18 protein-coding genes are annotated in these 20,667 nt (G+C 58.3%); 15 read left to right on the top strand and 3 right to left on the bottom strand.

Annotated elements, in window-relative coordinates; translation table 11 throughout:
- Positions 1-92 precede the first annotated feature (92 nt).
- Both CJU81_RS04690 and gloA read left to right on the top strand, forming a co-directional pair.
- Positions 93-452, top strand: coding sequence for a histone-like nucleoid-structuring protein, MvaT/MvaU family (locus CJU81_RS04690; protein WP_095035754.1), 360 nt, complete (start codon positions 93-95; stop codon positions 450-452).
- 547 nt (positions 453-999) lie between these two features.
- Entirely contained in the window at positions 1,000-1,521 is a 522-nt protein-coding gene (gene gloA, locus CJU81_RS04685) for a lactoylglutathione lyase (protein WP_095030762.1), read from the top strand.
- Positions 1,522-1,580: 59 nt separating this feature from the next.
- On the opposite strand, the gene ahpF is transcribed toward gloA, so the two are convergent.
- The 3 genes from ahpF to CJU81_RS04670 form a co-directional block, all read right to left on the bottom strand.
- Complete coding sequence (gene ahpF / locus CJU81_RS04680; protein ID WP_095035693.1) at positions 1,581-3,143, bottom strand: alkyl hydroperoxide reductase subunit F; 1,563 nt, start codon at positions 3,141-3,143, stop codon at positions 1,581-1,583.
- Between the two features lie 127 nt (positions 3,144-3,270).
- Positions 3,271-3,834: an alkyl hydroperoxide reductase subunit C gene (gene ahpC / locus CJU81_RS04675; RefSeq protein WP_016780891.1), complete on the bottom strand. Its 564-nt coding sequence runs from the start codon at positions 3,832-3,834 to the stop codon at positions 3,271-3,273.
- Positions 3,835-4,006: 172 nt separating this feature from the next.
- On the bottom strand, positions 4,007-4,945 hold the full coding sequence (locus tag CJU81_RS04670; protein WP_095030760.1) for a site-specific integrase: 939 nt from the start codon (positions 4,943-4,945) through the stop codon (positions 4,007-4,009).
- Positions 4,946-5,124: 179 nt separating this feature from the next.
- Here CJU81_RS04670 and CJU81_RS04665 point away from each other — a divergent pair, with 179 nt between their 5' ends.
- From CJU81_RS04665 to CJU81_RS04605, 13 genes are all read left to right on the top strand, one after another.
- Complete coding sequence (locus CJU81_RS04665; RefSeq protein WP_095035692.1) at positions 5,125-6,126, top strand: DNA-binding protein; 1,002 nt, start codon at positions 5,125-5,127, stop codon at positions 6,124-6,126.
- A gap of 473 nt (positions 6,127-6,599) precedes the next feature.
- Positions 6,600-7,442: an iron uptake transporter permease EfeU gene (efeU, locus tag CJU81_RS04660; protein ID WP_095030758.1), complete on the top strand. Its 843-nt coding sequence runs from the start codon at positions 6,600-6,602 to the stop codon at positions 7,440-7,442.
- An 8-nt stretch (positions 7,443-7,450) separates the two neighbouring features.
- The gene (efeO, locus tag CJU81_RS04655; RefSeq protein WP_095035691.1) at positions 7,451-8,644 is read left to right on the top strand and encodes an iron uptake system protein EfeO; all 1,194 of its coding nucleotides are present in this window, start codon (positions 7,451-7,453) and stop codon (positions 8,642-8,644) included.
- Positions 8,645-8,661: 17 nt separating this feature from the next.
- Positions 8,662-9,981 (top strand): iron uptake transporter deferrochelatase/peroxidase subunit, encoded by a 1,320-nt coding sequence (gene efeB / locus CJU81_RS04650; RefSeq protein ID WP_095035690.1) that lies wholly within the window; start codon positions 8,662-8,664, stop codon positions 9,979-9,981.
- 26 nt (positions 9,982-10,007) lie between these two features.
- Positions 10,008-10,832: an iron uptake system protein EfeO gene (gene efeO / locus CJU81_RS04645; protein WP_095035689.1), complete on the top strand. Its 825-nt coding sequence runs from the start codon at positions 10,008-10,010 to the stop codon at positions 10,830-10,832.
- 479 nt (positions 10,833-11,311) lie between these two features.
- Positions 11,312-12,325 carry an undecaprenyl-phosphate 4-deoxy-4-formamido-L-arabinose transferase gene (gene arnC / locus CJU81_RS04640; RefSeq protein WP_095030754.1) on the top strand — a complete coding sequence of 338 codons (1,014 nt, stop codon included), beginning with the start codon at positions 11,312-11,314 and terminating at the stop codon, positions 12,323-12,325.
- The gene (gene arnA, locus CJU81_RS04635) at positions 12,322-14,313 is read left to right on the top strand and encodes a bifunctional UDP-4-amino-4-deoxy-L-arabinose formyltransferase/UDP-glucuronic acid oxidase ArnA (RefSeq protein WP_095035688.1); all 1,992 of its coding nucleotides are present in this window, start codon (positions 12,322-12,324) and stop codon (positions 14,311-14,313) included. The genes arnC and arnA overlap by 4 nt, the downstream gene beginning before the upstream one ends.
- Positions 14,313-15,197, top strand: a complete 885-nt coding sequence (gene arnD, locus CJU81_RS04630) for a 4-deoxy-4-formamido-L-arabinose-phosphoundecaprenol deformylase (protein ID WP_095035687.1) — start codon at positions 14,313-14,315, stop codon at positions 15,195-15,197. Before arnA ends, arnD begins: the two co-directional genes overlap by 1 nt.
- Positions 15,194-16,843, top strand: a complete 1,650-nt coding sequence (gene arnT, locus CJU81_RS04625) for a lipid IV(A) 4-amino-4-deoxy-L-arabinosyltransferase (RefSeq protein WP_095035686.1) — start codon at positions 15,194-15,196, stop codon at positions 16,841-16,843. Before arnD ends, arnT begins: the two co-directional genes overlap by 4 nt.
- Complete coding sequence (gene arnE / locus CJU81_RS04620; protein ID WP_095035685.1) at positions 16,840-17,184, top strand: 4-amino-4-deoxy-L-arabinose-phosphoundecaprenol flippase subunit ArnE; 345 nt, start codon at positions 16,840-16,842, stop codon at positions 17,182-17,184. Before arnT ends, arnE begins: the two co-directional genes overlap by 4 nt.
- A complete protein-coding gene (gene arnF, locus CJU81_RS04615) occupies positions 17,181-17,582 on the top strand; it encodes a 4-amino-4-deoxy-L-arabinose-phosphoundecaprenol flippase subunit ArnF (protein WP_095035684.1) in 402 nt (133 codons plus the stop codon). The genes arnE and arnF overlap by 4 nt, the downstream gene beginning before the upstream one ends.
- On the top strand, positions 17,579-18,937 hold the full coding sequence (locus CJU81_RS04610) for a UDP-glucose dehydrogenase family protein (RefSeq protein ID WP_095035683.1): 1,359 nt from the start codon (positions 17,579-17,581) through the stop codon (positions 18,935-18,937). Before arnF ends, CJU81_RS04610 begins: the two co-directional genes overlap by 4 nt.
- Positions 18,938-19,011: 74 nt before the next feature.
- Positions 19,012-20,619, top strand: a complete 1,608-nt coding sequence (locus CJU81_RS04605) for an ArnT family glycosyltransferase (RefSeq protein WP_095035682.1) — start codon at positions 19,012-19,014, stop codon at positions 20,617-20,619.
- Positions 20,620-20,667: the final 48 nt, after the last annotated feature.

Here is a 20,667-nt window from a genome sequence, read left to right as displayed (position 1 = left end):
ATGCACGCACTGTAAATCTTGTGTATTCCAAACCAAACATCATTAATTCGCCTCGGTCACATACCACCGAACCTGTGAATGGAGTAATGACTTTGTCTAGACTTGCTGAGTTTCGCGCTGCTGAAAAAGCGCTACAAGAACAGCTGGCTCAATTGGAAGCCTTGAAAAATGATGCCGGACTTAAAAAAGAAATCGAGTTTGAAGAAAAACTTCAAGCCTTGATGAAAACCTACGGCAAGAGCCTTCGGGACATCATCACCATCCTTGACCCCAACCCCTCTGCGTCAAAAGGCACATCCGCACCCAAACAGCGCAAGGCGCGGGTGCTTAAGGTTTACCAAAACCCGCACACCGGTGAACTGATCGAAACCAAAGGCGGCAATCACCGCGGTTTGAAAGCCTGGAAAGAAGAGTACGGCGCTGCCACGGTGGATAGCTGGCTTCGCACGTAAAGCCCGTACCCAATAAAAGCCCCGCCAGTGCGGGGCTTTTTCATCCCTGAAATCCATTGACGGGGTTCAACTTAAAAGGCTGAACATAACTCAACTTCATTCTCCCTCCCATTCCCCTGCCTGATGCCATATTGTTTGAAAACACAAACAAAGCGTGAAGATGCCGGTCAGTGACATCGATGTCACCCTTTCTATCGTTGGATGGCGCAACTAACTGGCCCGCCTGCGCGCCAACAATAGATGGCCTACGCCTAAAGCAGTAATGCTTTGTAGGAATTAAGCGACCAAATGGGCCTAAACAAGTTGACGCTTCACAATTTTTTCACATCGCGGGTCACAGGATAGAGGCTGCTAAAGGACTAGCGCCCCATGCCCGCTTCGGCGGGCTTCTTTTCGCCCGGGATTTGCCCGGCGCCCTACTCACACCCTGCCCCAGACCGCCTGCGCTTCTGAAAACAGGTTTGGCGCCAGACGTCACATTCCGTATCATTCGCCCATCACGCTCACCGTAGCGACCGATCACCCCTGCATCATTTTCGGAGGGTTCATGAGCCTGCAAGACCTGAACAACATTCCCGGTGTTACTGCTTCCCCGGATAGCGCTACGCAAAACTTCGTGTTCAATCACACCATGCTGCGCGTAAAGAATATCGAGAAATCCCTGGATTTCTATACCCGCGTCCTGGGTTTCTCCCTGGTTGAGAAGCGCGACTTCCCTGAAGCCGAGTTCAGCCTGTACTTCCTGGCGCTGGTCGACAAAGCGCAGATCCCTGCTGACGATGCAGCTCGCACATTGTGGATGAAGTCCATCCCCGGCATTCTGGAGTTGACCCATAACCACGGTTCGGAAACCGACGACAGCGTGGTCTACCACAACGGTAATACCGACCCGCGCGGTTTTGGCCATATCTGCATTTCGGTGCCGGATATCCGCGCTGCCTGCGAGCGCTTTGAAGCGCTGGGCGTGGACTTCCAGAAGCGCCTGAACGATGGCCGCATGAAGTCCCTGGCATTCGTCAAGGACCCGGACGGCTACTGGGTCGAGATCATCCAGCCGCAACCGATGTAAAAAACCGGACGCATAATAAAACCCATGATTGCTCATGGGTTTTTTTTGTTTCTGCGCGCTTAGTCCGGCGCAGAGGTGCGGATCAGATGATCAAAGGCACTCAGCGAGGCCTTGGCGCCCTCACCTACAGCAATAACGATCTGCTTGTACGGCACGGTAGTGACGTCACCGGCAGCAAAAATGCCGGGGATGGACGTTTCGCCGCGCGCATCGACCACGATCTCACCGCGTGGCGTAAGCTCGACCGTACCTTTGAGCCAATCAGTGTTTGGCAACAGGCCAATCTGCACGAAGATACCTTCCAGTTCGACCGTGTGGGTTTCACCCGACTGACGATCCTTGTAGCGCAGGCCGTTGACTTTCTGCCCGTCACCGGTGACCTCGGTGGTTTGCGCGTTGGTGATGACCTTCACGTTCGGCAGGCTGTGCAGCTTGCGTTGCAAGACGGCATCGGCGCGCAGCTTGGTATCGAACTCCAGCAAGGTCACGTGCGCCACAATGCCGGCCAGGTCGATGGCCGCTTCAACGCCGGAGTTACCGCCACCGATTACCGCAACGCGTTTGCCCTTGAACAGCGGGCCATCACAGTGCGGGCAGTAGGCAACGCCACGGCTGCGGTATTCCTGCTCGCCAGGCACATTCATCTCGCGCCAGCGGGCACCGGTGGCCAGGATCACGGTCCTGGCCTTGAGCGAAGCACCGCTGGCAAATTTGACTTCGTGCAACTCACCCGGCTTGCCGGCAATCAGCTTGTCGGCACGCTGCAGGTTCATGATATCGACGTCGTATTGCTTGACGTGTTCTTCAAGAGCAGTGGCCAGTTTCGGCCCTTCGGTTTCCTGCACCGAGATAAAGTTCTCGATGGCCATGGTGTCCAGCACCTGACCGCCGAAGCGCTCGGCTGCCACACCGGTGCGGATGCCTTTACGCGCAGCATAGATAGCCGCTGCTGCACCCGCCGGGCCGCCACCGATCACCAGTACGTCAAAGGCTTCCTTGGCGCTGATTTTTTCGGCCTGACGCTCAATGGCACTGGTGTCCAGCTTGCCAAGAATCTCTTCCAGGCCCATGCGGCCCTGGCCAAAGTTGACACCGTTGAGGTAAACGCTGGGCACCGCCATCACTTGGCGTTCGGTGACTTCGTCCTGGAACAGGGCGCCGTCAATCGCTACGTGGCGAATGTTCGGGTTAAGCACTGCCATCAAGTTCAGTGCCTGCACAACGTCAGGGCAGTTCTGGCAGGACAGCGAGAAATAGGTCTCGAAGTTGAACTCGCCTTTAAGGGAGCGAATCTGTTCAATCACTTCGGCACTGGCTTTCGATGGGTGGCCGCCGACTTGCAGCAAGGCCAGCACCAGCGACGTAAATTCGTGGCCCATGGGGATACCTGCAAAACGCAGGCTGATATCGCCGCCCGGGCGGTTCAGCGAGAACGAAGGCTTGCGCGCATCATTACCGTTGTCCAGCAGGGTAATCATGCTGGAAAGGCTGGCGATTTCTTTCAACAGGTCATGCATTTCACGGGATTTCGCACCGTCGTCGAGAGAAGCAACAATCTCGATCGGCTGCGTGACCCGCTCCAGGTATGACTTCAACTGAGCTTTTAGATTGGCGTCCAACATACGGGCGATCTCCTTAATACTGAATTCTGTGTAAAAAAAACGCCCGAGCGAATGTCGCCCGGGCGTTTTGAGGGCGATGCTGCTTGCAACTCAGGTGCGGATCACCGCCCTAGGGTTCATCACAGACTTAGATCTTGCCGACCAGGTCCAGCGATGGAGCCAAGGTGGATTCACCTTCTTTCCACTTAGCCGGGCACACTTCGCCCGGGTGGGCAGCGACGTACTGAGCAGCCTTGATTTTGCGCAGCAGCTCGGAAGCGTCGCGGCCAACGCCGCCGTCGTTCAGTTCAACGATCTTGATCTGACCTTCTGGGTTGATCACGAAAGTACCGCGGTCAGCCAGGCCAGCTTCTTCGATCAGCACGTCGAAGTTGCGCGAGATGGTCAGCGTAGGGTCGCCGATCATGGTGTACTGGATTTTGCCGATGGCTGGCGAAGTGTTGTGCCAGGCAGCGTGGGCAAAATGGGTGTCGGTCGACACGCTGTAGATTTCCACGCCGAGTTTTTTGAACTCTTCGTAGTTGTCAGCCAGGTCTTCCAGTTCGGTTGGGCAAACGAAGGTGAAGTCGGCTGGGTAGAAGAACACGACAGACCACTTGCCTTTCAGGTCAGCGTCCGACACTTCCACGAAGCTGCCGTTTTTGTAGGCAGTTGCTTTGAATGGTTTAACTTGGCTGTTGATGATAGGCATCGTTGACTCTCCGTCAGGGTTGAAAAGTTGATGGGGTGAATCCTAACAACACATTTCGTATCTGGCTCATTGGCAAAGCTGATGCTGACGATTGGTTTTAGCTATCAGGCGTACCTATAAATAGCCGAAAACTAAATATGATCCACCTGAACAGGTTTCAACTTGATGTCGATCAGTTGCCGATGTTTTTTTGCGCGGTGATGCTCATCCCGGTAAACGGGCTGGCTTCAACATAGCGCATGGCTGACTTGATGTCTTTCCAGCCGACGTAATTCATCAGCGACTTCAAGTCCCAGCCACTTTGATGGGCCCATGTTGCAAAACCGCGACGCAATGAGTGGCTGGTGTATTGCTCGGCCGGGATGCCCGCGCGCTCCAGGGCTTGGCGCAGCAGCGGGATCACGCTGTTGGCGTGCAACCCCTCCTCCCCCAGGTTGCCCCAGCGATCGATCCCGCGAAACACGGGGCCGCGCACCAGCGCTGCCGTATTGAGCCATTCGATATAGGCGCGTACCGGGCACAGCCGCAGCAGCGCCGGGGTTTGAAAGGTTTTGCCGAGGTTGTCGCGGTCGCTTTTGCTGCGCGGCAGGTACAGGGTAATGCCGGCCCCTTCTACAGCCTGCACATGCTCAACTTGCAAGCGGCACAACTCATCACTGCGAAACCCGCGCCAGAAGCCGAGCAGGATCAGGGCGGCGTCGCGCCTTGCGCGCAACAACCCTGGTTGATCACCGCAGGCTAGCGCCGCCAGGGCCTCACCCTCCAGCCATTCGACCACTTTTTCAAGGTGCTGCAATTGCAAGGGCGCAGCCTGCTTTTCTTGCACGGGATGCAATGCCCGTATGCCCTTGAACACCTTGCGCACCACGGGCGCCTTGGTCGGGTCGGCAAACCCCTGGCTGTTGTGCCACTGGGCAATGGCTGACAGGCGCAGCTTGAGGGTGTTGATCGACAGTTGCCCGGCATGGGCCACCAGATAGCGCGCCACGCTGTCGCTGGTGGCGGGCAGAAACCCGCCCCAGCTCACTTCGAAGTGTTCGATGGCAGCCCGATAGCTGCGACGGGTGTTGTCGCGGGTCGCAGCATTTAAATAGCGATCCAGCTCGCTCATGGGGCAGTTCTCTTGTCTGGCGTACTGAAAACGGGCCTTAAAAGCAGTTCCAAGGCTCTAACACGGGATAATACCAGTATATCCCGTGTCATTTTTAACAAAATTAAGCAAAATTATTGTGCTAATATAGTACGTAATTACATGATACATACCACAGTACATAATCGTAGGAGACAGCCATGGCCCGTGGCGGTGTAAACAAGGCAGTAGTACAAATTGCACGCACGGCGATCCTGGCCCGTGGCGAGCACCCGAGCATTGATGCGGTACGTATCGAGATGGGAAATACCGGGTCAAAGACCACGATCCACCGCTACCTGAAAGAGCTGGACGAGGCGGATTCGCGCCGCGCCATACCACGCGAGCATCTGGACGACGAGTTGACGGAACTGGTCGCCCGCCTCGCCCAACGCCTGCAGGAACAGGCGCAGGAGCCCATTGACCGGGCCCAGGCGCATTACGAACAGCTCAAGGTGCAACTGCAGACGCAGCTCAGCGAAACACAGGACGCCCGCGCTCAACTGGAGCAGCAACTTGAGATTCAGGGCACAGCACTGCAGCAGGAAAGCGCCAACCTCGACGCCACCCGCTCCATGCTGCAAACCGAGCAGACCCGCAATGCCGCCCTGAATCAGGCGTGCAGCGACTTTGACCTGCGCCTCAAGGACCGTGACGAGCAGATCCGCTCGCTGGAAGAAAAGCACCTGCATGCCCGCGATGCACTGGAGCATTACCGTAACGCCGTCAAGGAACAGCGCGAACAGGATCAGCGTCGCCACGAAGGCCAGTTGCAGCAAGTGCAGATGGAACTGCGCCAGGCCCAGCAAAGTGCGTTGGTGCGCCAGGACGAAATCACCCAGCTACATCGCGACAATGAACGTGTACTGAGCGAGAGCCGCGCCCTGAACAAGGAACTGAATCAGGTCAGTGACCAGCAACACAAGCTGACCAACCTCAATAGCCAGCTCACCGCCCAGCTTGGCCAACTGCAGAGTGAGCGCACCCTGCTTGAGGAGCGTCTGCGGGTTGCGACTGAGGAAAGCGAAGGGTTGAAGCAGGCCCACGCCCAGATCCAGGAAAGCCACGCAGCCCTTTCCCTGCGCGCTATCAAAGCTGAAGCCGCACTGGAAAGCTTGCAGGCGTTGAAAAAACCCGAAGAAGAAAGCAAGACTTCACCGTAACAGTTACAAAGATTGTGCAGCACACACTGACGCCAACAGGGCGGCCGGGCGGCCGCCTCGGCGGGACTTTGATCTTGATCTACCCGCCCCATCGGGAGGCCGAGAGGAGGTTCTGCGCAGTGGGCCTCCCGGCATGGATGCCGGGAGAGCCGCGATATGCACTCGAGTTAACTGTTTTCCTGTAGCCGCTGTCGAGGAACGAAGGCTGCGACCGGTTTGGTGCGCCAAGGCAACGCAGCCGTCGTAGAACCGGATACTGCGCTCGTTCAGATATATCCCGGGCTCAGGTTTTACGGTCGCTTCGCAACCGGACGCAGCCTCGCTCCGCTCGTCAGCGGCTACAAAGGCTCTGCGCTGGCACACCCATCTTCGTTCAGCTACCGTTCAGCAAATGCAATCGATTCTTGTTTGGCAATACGTATCAGTATGTTACAAATTAGCACCCTAACTAATTTGTGACGCGGTAGCCCACCATGCTGGTTCCATTTCTGATCATGCTGCGCGAAGGGATTGAGGCCGCACTAATCGTCGGCATCATTGCCAGTTACCTCAAGCAAACCGGCCGCGGCCAGTGGATGCCCGCTGTATGGATCGGCGTGTTTCTGGCCGCCGCCCTGTCGTTGCTGGTGGGTGGCGGCCTGGAATTGATGAGCGCTGAATTCCCGCAAAAGCAGCAAGAACTGTTTGAAGGCATTGTCGGCCTTGTCGCAGTCGGCATTCTCAGCTCGATGGTGTTCTGGATGCGCAAGGTCGCGCGCTCAATCAAACACTCGCTGCATTCATCCCTCGACCACGCCCTCGCCGGCTCCAAACATCAGGTCACAGCCCTGATCGCCATGGTCTTTTTCGCCGTCGCCCGCGAAGGGCTCGAAACCGTATTTTTCCTGCTCGCCGTCTTCCAGCAAAGCGAAGGTCCCGGCGCACCGATTGGCGCCCTGCTTGGGCTGATCCTGGCGATCGGCGTGGGCTTCGCCATTTATAGCGGCAGCATGCGCCTCAATCTCGGGCTGTTTTTCCGCTGGACCGGCCTCTTCATCCTCGTGGTAGCCGCAGGCATTCTGGCCAATTCAGTGCAGGCGCTGCACGAGGCAGGCTTGTGGAACCACTGGCAAGACGTGGTCTTTGATATCAGCGCCCATTTGCCAATGGATGGCCCGCTGGGCTCGGTGCTCGCTGGGATGTTCGGTTACCAGGACGCTCCCACGGTCAGCGTACTCGGTGCCTATGTGATTTATCTGGTGGTCACGCTGGTGATGTTCTTTCGCTCACCGGCGCCGACCAGCACCGCGCACTCCTCCTCAGTAACAAACCCATAAGGTCAAGCATGCCTACCCCTGCAAGCGGTACACCGCCACGCGCCTTGCGCTGGGCTGTGGCCGGCTCGGTAATCGTGATGATCGCGGCCGGCGGGTTGTTCTACTACGCCTCGCAACTGGCTGCGGCCAAGCGCAAGGTTCACGGCAACGAAGTCACGGTCACCATCCACCCGCACAGTTGCGAGCCCAATGCCCTGACCGTGCCCGCCGGCTTCAACAGTTTCCGCATCGTCAACGCGTCCGAACGCGCCGTGGAATGGGAAATCCTCGATGGCGTGCTGGTCGTCGAAGAACGGGAAAATATCGCCCCGGGCCTGAGCCAGGTAATCAATGCCACCCTCGCACCCGGCGACTACGCGATCACCTGCGGCTTGCTCAGCAATCCGCGCGGCACCTTGCATGTCACCCCAACCGCGGCGTCCGAAGCCAGCGCCAGGGCCCGCCCGGCCATGGTGGCTTTTATCGGTCCACTGTCGGAATTCCGGGTTTACCTGAGCAGCCAGGGCAGCGCCCTTACAAAGGCCGTAGATGCCCTGTCCCAGGCCATTGCCGCAGGCGACCTGGTTCAGGCACAAGCCTTATATGTACCGGCTCGCGAGGCGTACCAGCGCCTGGCCCCGGCAGCACAGCGCCTGGCCGAACTGGACAACAGCATCAACGCCCGCGCCGACTATTTCGAAAAACGCGAACAGGACCCGGGCTTTATCGGCTTCCACCGTCTTGAATACGGCCTGTTCGAGCAGCACACCACCCAGGGACTGACCCCAATTGCACAGCAGTTGCAGGCCAATACCGTACTGCTCAAACAGCAGTTGCTGGCCCAGTCGCTGCCACCCGAGCAACTGGTCAGCATTGTCGCCCGCACCCTGCACAACCTGGCCGATACCCGTGCCGGCAGCGGTGAAGAAGAACGCTACAGCCACATCGACCTCAATGGCTTTGCCGCCAACCTGCAAGCAACGCACAAAGTGGTCGATCTGCTGCGCCCCCTGCTGACCAAGAACAATGCCGACTTGCTGCGCACCATCGATGAGGCCAGCGCAGCGCTGGATGCCGAACTCGACGGTTTGAAAACCCCGCAGGGTTTCCACACCTATGACACGGTCAGTGCCGGGCAACGCCAGCAAATCAGTCACAAGGCCAAGGCTCTGGCCGATGCACTCGATGGAATCGATCCCGCCCTCGGCCTTAGCGGCCTGTAATTGCAGACGAGACCCACATGAGCGATTCAGAACACACCCCGAACGAGTTCAACCTGCAACGCCGGCGCATCCTCATGGGCATGGGGGTCGCCGGCGCCGCACTGGCCGGCGGTGCATTAAGCTGTCCGGCCATGGCTGCCAACAACCCCGGCAGTACGCAAGTCACCCAGGCACCCAGCAGCGACAAGACCCAGGACCATCACGCCTTTCACGGCCAGCATCAATACGGCATCGTCACCCCACGCCCGGCCGCGGGCATGCTGGTGGCCTTTGATGTGCTGGCCACGAACCGCGAAGACCTCGAACGCCTGCTGCGAACGCTCAATGAGCGAATCGCCTTTCTGGTAAAAGGCGGACCGGTCGCCCAGGTCGACCCCAAGCTGCCGCCGGTGGATTCGGGCATTCTCGGCCCGGTGGTCACCCCGGACAACCTGACCATCACCGTGTCGGTGGGCGAGTCCCTGTTCGATGAGCGTTTTGCCCTGGCCAACGTCAAGCCCAAGCGCTTGAGCCGCATGCAAGGCTTTCCCAACGATGCCCTGGACCCGGCCCAATGCCATGGCGACTTGAGCCTGCAGTTCTGCGCCAATACCGCGGACACCAACATCCACGCTTTGCGTGACATTGTAAAAAACCTGCCCGACTTGCTGCTGGTGCGCTGGAAGCAGGAAGGCACCGTACCACCGCAAGCCCCGGTCAAACCCGGTGAACCTGCGCAAAGTGCGCGTAACTTCCTGGGTTTTCGTGACGGCTCGGCCAACCCGGACTCCAACGACAACACAACCATGAACCAGATTGTCTGGGTCCAGCCCGGCAATGACGAACCGCAGTGGGCAGTCAATGGCAGCTACCAGGCGGTGCGTATCATCCGCAACTTCGTTGAGCGCTGGGATCGCACCCCCCTGCAAGAGCAGGAAAGCATCTTTGGCCGCACCAAGGCCAACGGTGCGCCCATGGACGGCACCCGGGAAACCGACGTACCGGATTACAGTAAGGACCCCCACGGCAAAGTCACCAAGCTGGACGCCCATATCCGCCTGGCCAACCCGCGCACGGCACAAACGCGCAACAGCCTGATCCTGCGCCGGCCGTTCAATTACTCCAATGGCGTCAACAAAAACGGCCAGCTGGACATGGGCCTGCTGTTCATTTGCTACCAGCGAGACCTGGAGCAAGGCTTTATCGCCGTGCAAACCCGCCTCAACGGCGAACCGCTGGAGGAATACCTCAAGCCTGTCGGTGGCGGCTATTTCTTCACCCTGCCGGGCGTACGCGACGAACAGGATTTCATCGGGCGCTCGTTGCTCGATGCCGCCATGCCCCTGACCCGCACCTGAACCTCAACCCAACCGGAAAAAGTCCCATGAAAAAGACCCCGCTCGCACTGTTCCTGGCCCTGGGCTTGCTCCACACCCCGTTCTCGGCAATGGCGGCAACTGCACCACTGGATTTGGTGCAACCTGTTTCCGACTACAAGATCTACGTCACCGAGCAACTGGATGAGCTGGCCAGCAACACGCAAAAATTCACCGACGCAGTTAAAAAAGGCGATTTGGCGACGGCGAAAAAACTCTATGCGCCAACCCGGGTGTACTACGAGTCAATCGAGCCGATTGCCGAACTGTTCAGCGACCTGGATGCCTCGATCGACTCGCGCGTTGACGATCACGAAAAAGGCGTCACCGCCCCCGACTTCACCGGTTTTCACCGCATCGAATACAGCCTGTTCGCCGAGAACAGCACCAAGGGCCTCGATCAACTGGCCGACGGTTTGAACAAGGATGTCAAAGACCTGCAGGCCCGGGTGGCCAGCCTGACGTTCCCACCCGAGAAAGTCGTAGGCGGAGCTGCCGCCCTGATGGAAGAAGTGGCCGCCACTAAAATTTCCGGCGAGGAAGACCGCTACAGCCACACCGACCTGTATGACTTCCAGGGCAACGTTGATGGTGCAAAAAAAATCTTCGACCTGTTCCGCGCACAAATCGAACAGAGTGACAAAGCTTTCGCGGCCAAGGTCGACAAGAACTTCGCCACGGTTAACAGCATCCTGGCCAAGTACAAAACTGCCGACGGCGGATTTGAAACCTATGACAAGGTCAAGGAAAACGATCGCAAGGCCCTGGTCGGGCCGGTCAATACCCTGGCCGAAGACCTGTCAACCCTGCGCGGCAAGCTGGGTTTGAACTGAATTAAAGACTTTTGACAGCACCAACCGATGTGACTCACGTCACATACCTGCAGGTTGGTGCTGTGGCTTAGCGCCAGTATTTGTTACTCATCAAACATACAACCTGTGTTTGAACACTGTTCAAAAGCGTTCAATCACTGTAAGAATATTCTTGTTCATGAAAAAAACTCTTGTCCGGTCAGACAATGTTTGGGTACTGCAAATACTTTCCTGAATAGCACCTGTCTAGCGTTTAGAAAGGACGCACTGTTGATCCAACTTTCATAGGTTTTTCACAAGGAGGCGTTTAACGTATGCACCAGCCCATCAGGCAAAGCCCGAAGAGTTTGCAACAAAATCATGTAGATAACGCTTTAGAACGACTTTACCTTTGTTAAATACCGGCTTTACTCGTAAAGGGCCCTAACCTTTAGGTGCCTTGAGTTTGGTCGACAAAGACATGTCGTCTTGTGCCATTGAAACTGACTGGAACGAATCTCTTGAAACCCTACCCAATCCAGTGTGTGTCGATCGTTATTCCGGTCTACAACGAAGAAGAAAGTCTGCCCGAACTCTTGCGTCGCACCGAAGCGGCCTGCGCACAACTGAGCCAGGCTTACGAAATCGTCCTGGTTGACGACGGCAGTCGGGACAAATCGGCGCAAATCCTTGAAGACGCCGCAGCCCGTGAAGGCAGCCCGGTTGTCGCGGTTATCCTCAACCGCAACTACGGCCAGCATGCCGCGATCATGGCCGGCTTTGAACATTCCAAAGGCGACGTGGTGATCACCCTAGACGCCGACCTGCAAAACCCGCCGGAAGAAATTCCGCGCCTGGTGGCCCAGGCTGCACTGGGCTACGACGTGGTCGGGACAGTACGCAACAACCGCCAGGACTCTGCCTGGCGCCGCTGGCCTTCACGCCTGATCAACCTGGCCGTGCAGCGCTCCACCGGGGTTGCCATGAGCGACTACGGCTGCATGCTGCGCGCCTACCGCCGCAGCATCGTCGACGCCATGCTCGCCTGCCGCGAGCGCAGCACCTTCATCCCGATCCTGGCCAACAGCTTTGCCCGCCACACCACCGAGGTGCTGGTCGAGCACGCCGAGCGCGAGCACGGTGACTCCAAGTACAGCGCCATGCGCCTGATCAACCTGATGTTTGACCTGATCACCTGCATGACCACTACGCCATTACGTCTGCTGAGCATTATCGGTTTCAGCATGGCTGCATTAGGCGCGGTATTCGCCATTGCCCTGATCATGTTGCGCCTGATCTTCGGGGCAAGCTGGGCCGGCGACGGTACTTTCGTATTGTTTGCGGTGCTCTTCGTGTTCACCGGTGGCCAATTTATCGGCATGGGCCTTTTGGGTGAATACCTGGGTCGCATGTACAGCGATGTACGGGCACGGCCACGGTTCTTTATTGAAAAAATCGTGCGCGCCGAACCAGCAACTTCTTCCGTTACAACTAGCAACCCGACTTCTTCTACTTCGACACAGGTCCAATCATGAGTTTGAAAGCCGTTGTTTTCGCCTATCACGATATTGGCTGCACAGGCATCGAAGCCTTGCTCAATGCTGGCTACGAAATTGCTGCTGTATTCACCCATGCTGACGATCCCAAGGAAAACAACTTTTACGGCTCGGTCGCGCAACTGTGCGCACGCAAAGGCATTCCGGTTCACGCCCCTGAAGACGCCAACCACCCGCTGTGGATCGAGCGCATCCGCAAACTGAACGCCGACTACATTTTCTCGTTCTACTATCGCCACCTGCTGGGCGAAGAGCTGCTGGCCAGCGTCAGCAAAGGCGCCTTCAATCTGCATGGCTCCCTGTTGCCACGCTACCGTGGTCGCGCACCGGCCAACTGGGTGCTGGTCAACGGCGAAACCGAAACCGGCGTGACCCTGCACCGCATGGTCAAGCGCGCCGACGCGGGCGACATCCTGGCCCAGCAGCGCATCAGCATCGAGCGCTCGGACACGGCCCTGACCCTGCACGCCAAGCTGCGCGAAACCGCCGCCCAACTGCTGGCCGAAGCCCTGCCGCTGCTGCCACAAGGCAAGCTCACTGAAACCCCGCAAGACGAATCCAAAGCCACTTATTTTGGTCGCCGCACTCCGGCTGACGGCTTGCTGCAATGGAACCGCCCTGCAGAAGAGCTGTTCAACCTGGTACGCGCTGTTACCCAGCCATACCCGGGTGCGTTCTGCGCCGTGGGCGAGCACAAACTGATCGTCTGGGGCGCCGAAGTGGTTGCTGGCAATCAAGGCCATGCACCTGGCCAGGTTATCAGCTGCGAACCGCTGCGCATTGCCTGCGGCCAGGACTCGCTGGTCATCACTGCCGGTCAGCGCAACGACAACGGCCTGTACCTGAGCGGCCCGCAACTGGCCCGTGAGCTGGGCCTGGTTGAAGGTTCGCGCCTGCGTGGTGCTGAGTCCGGCCGCCCGGCGCGCCGCACCCGCGTGCTGATCCTGGGCGTCAACGGCTTTATCGGTAACCACCTGTCCGAGCGTCTGCTGCAAGACGACCAGTACGAAGTGTACGGCCTGGACATCGGCTCCGACGCCATCGAGCGTCTGCGCAGCCACCCTAACTTCCACTTCGTGGAAGGCGACATCAGCATTCACACCGAGTGGATCGAATACCACATCAAGAAGTGCGACGTGGTCCTGCCGCTGGTGGCCATCGCCACGCCTATCGAATACACCCGCAACCCGTTGCGCGTATTCGAACTGGACTTCGAGGAAAACCTCAAGCTGGTGCGCTACTGCGTCAAGTACAACAAGCGCGTGATTTTCCCGTCCACCTCCGAAGTGTATGGCATGTGCCAGGACAAGAACTTCGATGAAGACACCTCCAACCTGATCGTTGGCCCGATCAACAAGCAGCGCTGGATCTACTCGGTATCCAAGCAACTGCTGGACCGTGTTATCTGGGCATACGGCCAGAAAGGCCTGAAATTCACCCTGTTCCGTCCGTTCAACTGGATGGGCCCGCGCCTTGACCGTCTGGACTCGGCACGGGTTGGCAGCTCGCGCGCCATCACCCAGCTGATCCTGCACCTGGTGGAAGGCACCCCGATCCGTCTGGTTGACGGCGGCGAACAAAAACGCTGCTTCACCGACGTGGCCGACGGCATCGAAGCCCTGGCCCGCATCATCGACAACAAGGGTGGCAAGTGCGACGGCCAGATCATCAACATCGGCAACCCGGACAACGAAGCAAGCATTCGTCAGCTGGGCGAAGAGTTGCTGCGTCAGTTCGAAGCGCACCCGCTGCGTGACAACTTCCCGCCGTTTGCCGGCTTCCGTGATGTTGAAAGCCAGTCGTTCTACGGCACTGGCTACCAGGACGTCAGCCATCGCAAGCCAAGCGTGGAAAACGCCCGTCGTCTTATCGACTGGACACCAACCACCGAGCTGAGCGAAACCATTGGCAAGACCCTGGACTTCTTCCTGCGTGAAGCCATGGTAGAAATCGCGGAAAAACGCTAATGCAAGCTGGACTACGTATCGATGTCGACACATACCGAGGCACCCGCGAGGGGGTGCCTCGGCTACTCGAACTGCTCGACGAAGCCCAGATCAAAGCCACGTTTTTTTTCAGCGTGGGGCCGGACAACATGGGTCGCCATTTATGGCGGCTGATCAAGCCCCAATTTTTCTGGAAAATGATGCGCTCCAAGGCTGCCAGTCTTTATGGCTGGGATATTTTGCTGGCCGGCACTGCCTGGCCGGGCAAACCGATCGGCAAGGATCTGGGGCACTTGATGCGCCAGACCCTGGCCGCCGGCCATGAGGTTGGCCTGCACGCCTGGGATCACCATGGCTGGCAGGCCAATACCGCGCGCTGGAGCGAGGCGCAACTGATCGAGCAGATCCGTCGGGGTGTCGACACCCTGAGCGACATCACAGGGCAGGCCGTCGAGTGCTCGGCTGCCGCAGGCTGGCGTGCCGATGAACGCGTAGTCCAGGCCAAGGAAACCTTTGGTTTTCGCTATAACAGTGATTGTCGCGGGCACAGTCTGTTTCGGCCAAGGTTGGCTGACGGCAGGCTGGGCTCGCCGCAAATCCCTGTGGATCTACCCACATTCGATGAAGTGGTCGGGCCCGAGCTGAGTGCCGCCGATTTCAACTCATTCATTCTTGATCGCTTCAGCCCGCAAAAGCTGAATGCGTACACCATTCATGCTGAAGTAGAAGGGATTCTTATGGCCAACGACTTCCGTCAATTGCTGGCGCAGGCCAGTGCCCGTGACATTCATTTTCACCCCCTGCGGGACTTGCTGCCCGCCGATCTCGACAGCCTGCCCGCCGGGCAGTTGAGCCGTGGTGTACTGGAAGGCCGTGAAGGCTGGCTGGGAGTGCAGAAGCCATGACTTCACGCTGGACAATACCGCTGCTGGTTCTGGCCTTTATTGCTTTTTACCTGTTGCCGCTGGGCACTCACGGCCTGTGGATTCCTGACGAGACGCGCTATGCGCAAATCGGCCAGCAAATCCTGATCGACGGTAACTGGGTCACGCCGCACTTCATGGACCTGCGCTACTTCGAGAAGCCGATTGCCGGCTACTGGATGATTGCCATCGGCCAGGCGATTTTTGGGGAAAACCTGTTCGGTGTGCGCATTGCCTCGGCCATCGCCACCGGCTTGAGCGTGTTCCTGGCCTATGCCGTGGCCCGCCGCCTGTGGAATGACCCGCGCAAGAGCTTTGCCTGTGCCCTGGTGTACATGACCTTTGGCCTGATTGCCGGTCAGGCGGGTTATTCCAACCTCGATCCGCAGTTCACCCTGTGGGTCAACCTGAGCATGGTAGCGCTGTGGTTTGCCGTCGACAGCAGCTCCAGCCGTGATCGCCTGATCAGTTGGGCGGTGCTGGGTTTTGCCTGCGGCATGGGCTTTATGACCAAGGGCTTTCTGGCCCTGCTGCTGCCGGTACTGATCGCCCTGCCTTACATGCTCTGGCAAAAACGCTTCCTGGAACTGGTCAAGTACGGTCTGGTGGCCATGCTGGTCGCGGCTCTGGTATCGCTGCCGTGGGTGCTTGCGGTGCATGCTCAGGAGCCTGACTACTGGCGTTTCTTCTTCTGGCACGAGCATATCCGCCGCTTTGCCGGTGACGATGCCCAGCACGGTCGCCCTTGGTGGTTCTACCTGCCGCTGCTGGTGGTATCAAGCCTGCCCTGGGCTGCGTTGTTGCCGGTCGCCTTCAAGGACGCCTGGAGCAACAAGCGCCATGCCAGCATTGTGTTCGTGCTGCTGTGGCTGCTGCTGCCGCTGGGCTTGTTCAGCCTGAGCAAGGGCAAGCTGCCGACCTACATCATGCCGTGCATGTTGCCTCTGGCACTGCTGCTGGGGCACGCAATGATGCAACGGGTTGAACAGGCCAAAACCTGCGCCCTGCGCTTCAATGGCGCGATCAACCTGATCGGCGGCAGTGCGGCATTGCTGGCTCTGGTGTACTTCCAGGTCAAGCAACCGTTCTATGACAACGAACCGCTGCACCTGGCCCTGCTGGTTGTGGTGTTACTGACGTGGATCATCACCGGCCTGCTGACATTGAGCAAACCGTTGAAAATGTGGGCTGCGCCGGCACTGGCAATGGGTGTTCTGGTATTGGTACTGCCGGCAGCCATGCCGAGCAGCGTGGTTCACAACAAGATGCCTGACCAGTTTGTCCTGGAACATATGGATGAGCTGTCCCAGGCCAAGACATTTCTGAGCAACGACCTGGGCGCTGCCTCTGCTTTGGCGTGGCGTCTGCGCCGCCCTGACGTGACACTCTACAACACCCAGGGTGAGGTCAAGTACGGTCTTACCTACGACGATGCCAAAGGCAAAAGCATTGGTCTGGCCGAGGTAGGCCCGTGGATGGCTGACGCCCGCCGCAAAGGCCCGGTCGGTGTGGTAATGCGCGTCAAGGACAGCGATGAAAGCCATGAAATGGACGAGTTGCCCAAAGACGCCAAGCGTTATGACGAAGGCAATATGGTGATTCTGATTTACCCGCAGATTGCTCCATGACCCTGACGCTATTGCTGTTGGCGTGTCTGTTGACCTGTGCTGGCCAGATCGCCCAGAAGTACGCGGTCGAAGGTTGGCGCGGGGTTGACAGCGGGGTGGCGCAAAAACTGCGTTCGCCCTGGTTATGGCTGGCACTGTTATGCCTTGGCCTGGGTTTGCTGGTGTGGTTGCTAGTGTTGCAACGGCTCGAGGTCGGGGTTGCTTACCCGATGCTCAGCCTTAATTTTGTACTGATCACCCTGGTGGCCCGCTATCTGTTTAAGGAAACCATCGACCTGCGCCATTGGCTGGGCGTTGGGCTGGTAATAGCCGGGGTGGTTTTGCTGGGGCAACACGCATGAGCCTGTACCGTGGATTTGCCTTTGCCTCGGGCAGTGTGTTGCTGGTCAGCGGCGCCCAACTGGGCATGCGCTGGAGCATGACCCGCTTGCCGCAGCCCTCCCAATGGCTGGATGCAATCAGTCAGGGAGATGTCTCGCTGCCGGCACTGGCCATGGTAGTTGCCGCGATTATCGCGTATGCGCTGTCGATGCTCTGCTGGTTGCTGGCCTTGCGCGACTTGCCGCTGGGCCGCGCCTATTCGCTGCTCAGTATCAGTTATGCATTGGTGTACCTGCTGGCGGCGAGCCTGCCGGTATTCCATGAAAGCTTCACCCTTTCGAAAACCCTTGGAGTGACTTTGGTCATTCTGGGGGTGCTGACCATCAATTCTCGACGTACCCGCAGGAACTGCGCATGAAAATCAGTGTATTTGGTAGTGGTTATGTAGGCCTGGTGCAGGCGACGGTTCTGGCGGAAGTCGGCCACGATGTGATCTGCATGGACATTGACCAGAAAAAGGTCGAGTCGCTGCAACAAGGCCACGTCAGCATTTTCGAGCCGGGGCTGTCCGCCCTGGTGCGCGAAAACCTCGAGAGCAAACGCCTGCGCTTTACCAGCGATGAAAAAACCGCCGTCGAACACGGCCAGGTATTGTTTATCGCCGTCGGCACGCCGCCGAGTGAAGATGGTTCGGCTGATCTTGGCCAGGTGTTCTCCGTGGGTGACGCCGTTGCCCGCCACCGCAAAGAACCCTTGATTCTGGTTGAAAAGTCGACTGTTCCCGTGGGTACCGGCGACGCGCTGACCGCACACATCAACAAGGCCCTGGAACAAGCCGGACGCTCGCTGCAATTTGACGTGGTGTCCAACCCGGAATTCCTCAAGGAAGGCTCGGCCGTCACTGATTGCCGCCGCCCGGACCGCATCATCATTGGCTGTGCTCGTGAAGAAGTGCGTGAAGTCATGCGCGACCTGTACGCGCCGTTCAACCGCAACCATGACCGGATCATATTCATGGACCTGCGCAGCGCCGAACTGACCAAGTACGCCGCCAACTGCATGCTGGCAACCAAGATCAGCTTTATCAACCAGATCGCCGAGCTGGCCGAGCACCTGGGGGCCGACATCGAAGCTGTGCGCCTGGGCATTGGCGCCGACCAGCGCATTGGCTATCACTTCATTTACCCTGGCTGCGGCTATGGCGGTTCGTGCTTCCCCAAAGACATGCGCGCGCTGATCCACAGTGCCCAGCAGGTCAATTGCTCCAGCGATCTGCTGCAAGCGGTCGAAGCGATCAACGAGCGGCAGAAGCACAAGCTGTTCGAGCGCATCAACGCGTACTTCAAGGGCAACCTGGAAGGCAAGACCTTTGCATTGTGGGGCCTGGCGTTCAAACCCAACACCGATGACATGCGCGACGCACCCAGCCGCGTATTGATGGAGGCCCTGTGGGCTGCCGGGGCCAATGTACGTGCCTTCGACCCCGAAGCCATGCAGGAAACCCAGCGCCTGTACGGCGACGAGCCGCGGCTGAGCCTGATGGGCACGCCGGAGTCGACCCTCAATGGCGCCGACGCATTGATCGTGTGTACCGAGTGGCAGCAATTCAAGGCGCCGGACTTCGACCTGATCAAGCAGCGCCTGAACACCCCGGTGATTTTTGACGGGCGCAATCTGTATGACGGTGAGCGTCTGGCCAAAATCGGCTTGCAGTACTTCCCGATGGGGCGTGGCGAGTCGTGCAACTTGCCGGTAGGTTCAACAGCCCTTTGATGATCCAGCAGCGCCGCCATTGGTAACAATGGCGGCGTTTTTTTGTGCGCCCCGACAAGACAAGGAAACTCGACATGCGTGCCGATGTCACCTCCCCGGCCCTGCTCACCTTACGCAGGCAATCGCTGATTCTTGGCGCGCTCGCCTTGCTGCTGTTTATCCTGGGCAACCATCAGGAAGCCGCGATCGGCTTTGATTCGCGCTTTGTCATGTTCGCCAACGAAATGCTGCGCCACGGTCCCGGTTTTTTCCCGACCACCTACGGCCAACCTTACGCGGACTACAGCGCTACCTCGACCCTGTTTACCTGGTTGTTGTCCCTGCCCTTTGGCAAAGTCACCAGCCTGACTGCCTGGCTGCCCACGGCCATTGCCAGTGCAACTATTGTGACCTTGATGTATCGCCTGGTTGCGCCGCAATCGCGCACCTGGGCGCTGGTCAGTGTGGCATTGCTGTTGCTGAGCATGACGTTTATCACCGAAACCCGCGCCGTATCGCTGGATCAGATGCTTGCGGCCGTCAGTTTCAGTGCCTTTTATCTGGCTTATTCCCATGATCACTTTGCTGCGCCGCGCCGTCATTTCTGGCTGCTGGCCCTGCTGGTACTGGGTTTTGCCGTGCGTGGGCCGATCGGCCTGGTCATTCCCACCGGTATCCTGTGCAGCTATTACCTGCTCAATGGCCAGTGGCGGCGCCTGATCAGCTTTGGCCTGCAAGCGCTTGTACTGCTGATCCTGTGCATTGGCACACTGTTGATACTGGCCTGGATCAGTGGCGGTGAGGCCTTTGTGCATGAAGTCATTCGCATGCAAGTCACCGGGCGCATGGATGGCACCGAAGGCGCTAGCGGCGTGCTGTATTACTTCACCAGTTCCATGGGTAACTACGCGCTGGCCTATCCGCTGGCCGTTGTCGTGTTGCTGGCAATCCTGGTTAGCGGGAACAAACCTTCGGGGCCTGCCTTGCAACTGGTCAAGTACTGCGTTGGCGCAGCCCTGATCGTGATGATCGGCCTGTCTATCCCACAGGCAAAAAAGGCCCGTTACTTGCTGCCCATGCTGCCGATGGCGGCGATTATTGCGGCCTACCCGTTCCAGGCCATGCAAGGGCGAGTGTTTGCTGGCCTGCGCGGCTTGATTCAAGGGCTGTTCCTGCTGCTGCCGGGCTTGCTGATTGTCGGCCTGATGGTAGTACGTAAACGTTTTGGTGATGAGTTGCCACCCTTGACCGTCATCTTCGTGGCTCTGACCGTGCTGCAGGTGCTGGCCCTTGGTGTGCTGTTCAAAGCCCAATGGCGTGTTGCAGGGTTGGCAACCTGTGCGGTACTGGCGATGTGGAGCAGCTACATCATGGTCTTCGAACCTGCCGAACGCAGCCTTTACGATACGCGCACCTTTACCCTCAAGGCCATGCAACTGATCGATCAGGCCCCGGCTCCAGTGGTATTGCACGGCATGGGCAAGGACGCCAAGGCGATCAAGTTCATGGTTAACGTGGATCGTGACCTGCTGCCGCTGTTTACCCAGTCATCCGCTGAGCTGGCAGCATTGCCGTCCCCGGCCTGGATCGTGATGGATCGCAAGGACTATCAAGCTTTGCAAGGCAGTGAGCTAGGCAATATTGCTCCGACGCTGAGCGGTCGTTTCGACAAGAACGACTACGTGTTGCTGCATTTGCCTTGATCCTGTGGGAGCGGGCTTGCCCGCTCCCACAACTACGGCAAAACGGCA

Origin of the sequence: Pseudomonas fragi (assembly GCF_002269505.1) — a bacterium.
In the GTDB taxonomy this organism is placed as follows: domain Bacteria; phylum Pseudomonadota; class Gammaproteobacteria; order Pseudomonadales; family Pseudomonadaceae; genus Aquipseudomonas; species Aquipseudomonas fragi_D.
This window is presented reverse-complemented; position numbering and strand designations above follow the sequence as displayed.

Excerpts from the sequence above, each read along its gene's own strand:
- arnE (WP_095035685.1), top strand. The coding sequence starts at position 16,840 with ATGACCCTGACGCTATTGCTGTTGGCGTGTCTGTTGACCTGTGCTGGC.
- gloA (WP_095030762.1), top strand. The coding sequence starts at position 1,000 with ATGAGCCTGCAAGACCTGAACAACATTCCCGGTGTTACTGCTTCCCCG.
- ahpF (WP_095035693.1), bottom strand. The coding sequence starts at position 3,143 with ATGTTGGACGCCAATCTAAAAGCTCAGTTGAAGTCATACCTGGAGCGG.
- arnF (WP_095035684.1), top strand. The coding sequence starts at position 17,181 with ATGAGCCTGTACCGTGGATTTGCCTTTGCCTCGGGCAGTGTGTTGCTG.
- efeO (WP_095035691.1), top strand. The coding sequence starts at position 7,451 with ATGCCTACCCCTGCAAGCGGTACACCGCCACGCGCCTTGCGCTGGGCT.
- CJU81_RS04670 (WP_095030760.1), bottom strand. The coding sequence starts at position 4,945 with ATGAGCGAGCTGGATCGCTATTTAAATGCTGCGACCCGCGACAACACC.
- ahpC (WP_016780891.1), bottom strand. The coding sequence starts at position 3,834 with ATGCCTATCATCAACAGCCAAGTTAAACCATTCAAAGCAACTGCCTAC.
- CJU81_RS04605 (WP_095035682.1), top strand. The coding sequence starts at position 19,012 with ATGCGTGCCGATGTCACCTCCCCGGCCCTGCTCACCTTACGCAGGCAA.
- CJU81_RS04665 (WP_095035692.1), top strand. The coding sequence starts at position 5,125 with ATGGCCCGTGGCGGTGTAAACAAGGCAGTAGTACAAATTGCACGCACG.
- arnD (WP_095035687.1), top strand. The coding sequence starts at position 14,313 with ATGCAAGCTGGACTACGTATCGATGTCGACACATACCGAGGCACCCGC.
- efeB (WP_095035690.1), top strand. The coding sequence starts at position 8,662 with ATGAGCGATTCAGAACACACCCCGAACGAGTTCAACCTGCAACGCCGG.
- CJU81_RS04610 (WP_095035683.1), top strand. The coding sequence starts at position 17,579 with ATGAAAATCAGTGTATTTGGTAGTGGTTATGTAGGCCTGGTGCAGGCG.
- efeU (WP_095030758.1), top strand. The coding sequence starts at position 6,600 with ATGCTGGTTCCATTTCTGATCATGCTGCGCGAAGGGATTGAGGCCGCA.
- arnT (WP_095035686.1), top strand. The coding sequence starts at position 15,194 with ATGACTTCACGCTGGACAATACCGCTGCTGGTTCTGGCCTTTATTGCT.
- efeO (WP_095035689.1), top strand. The coding sequence starts at position 10,008 with ATGAAAAAGACCCCGCTCGCACTGTTCCTGGCCCTGGGCTTGCTCCAC.
- arnA (WP_095035688.1), top strand. The coding sequence starts at position 12,322 with ATGAGTTTGAAAGCCGTTGTTTTCGCCTATCACGATATTGGCTGCACA.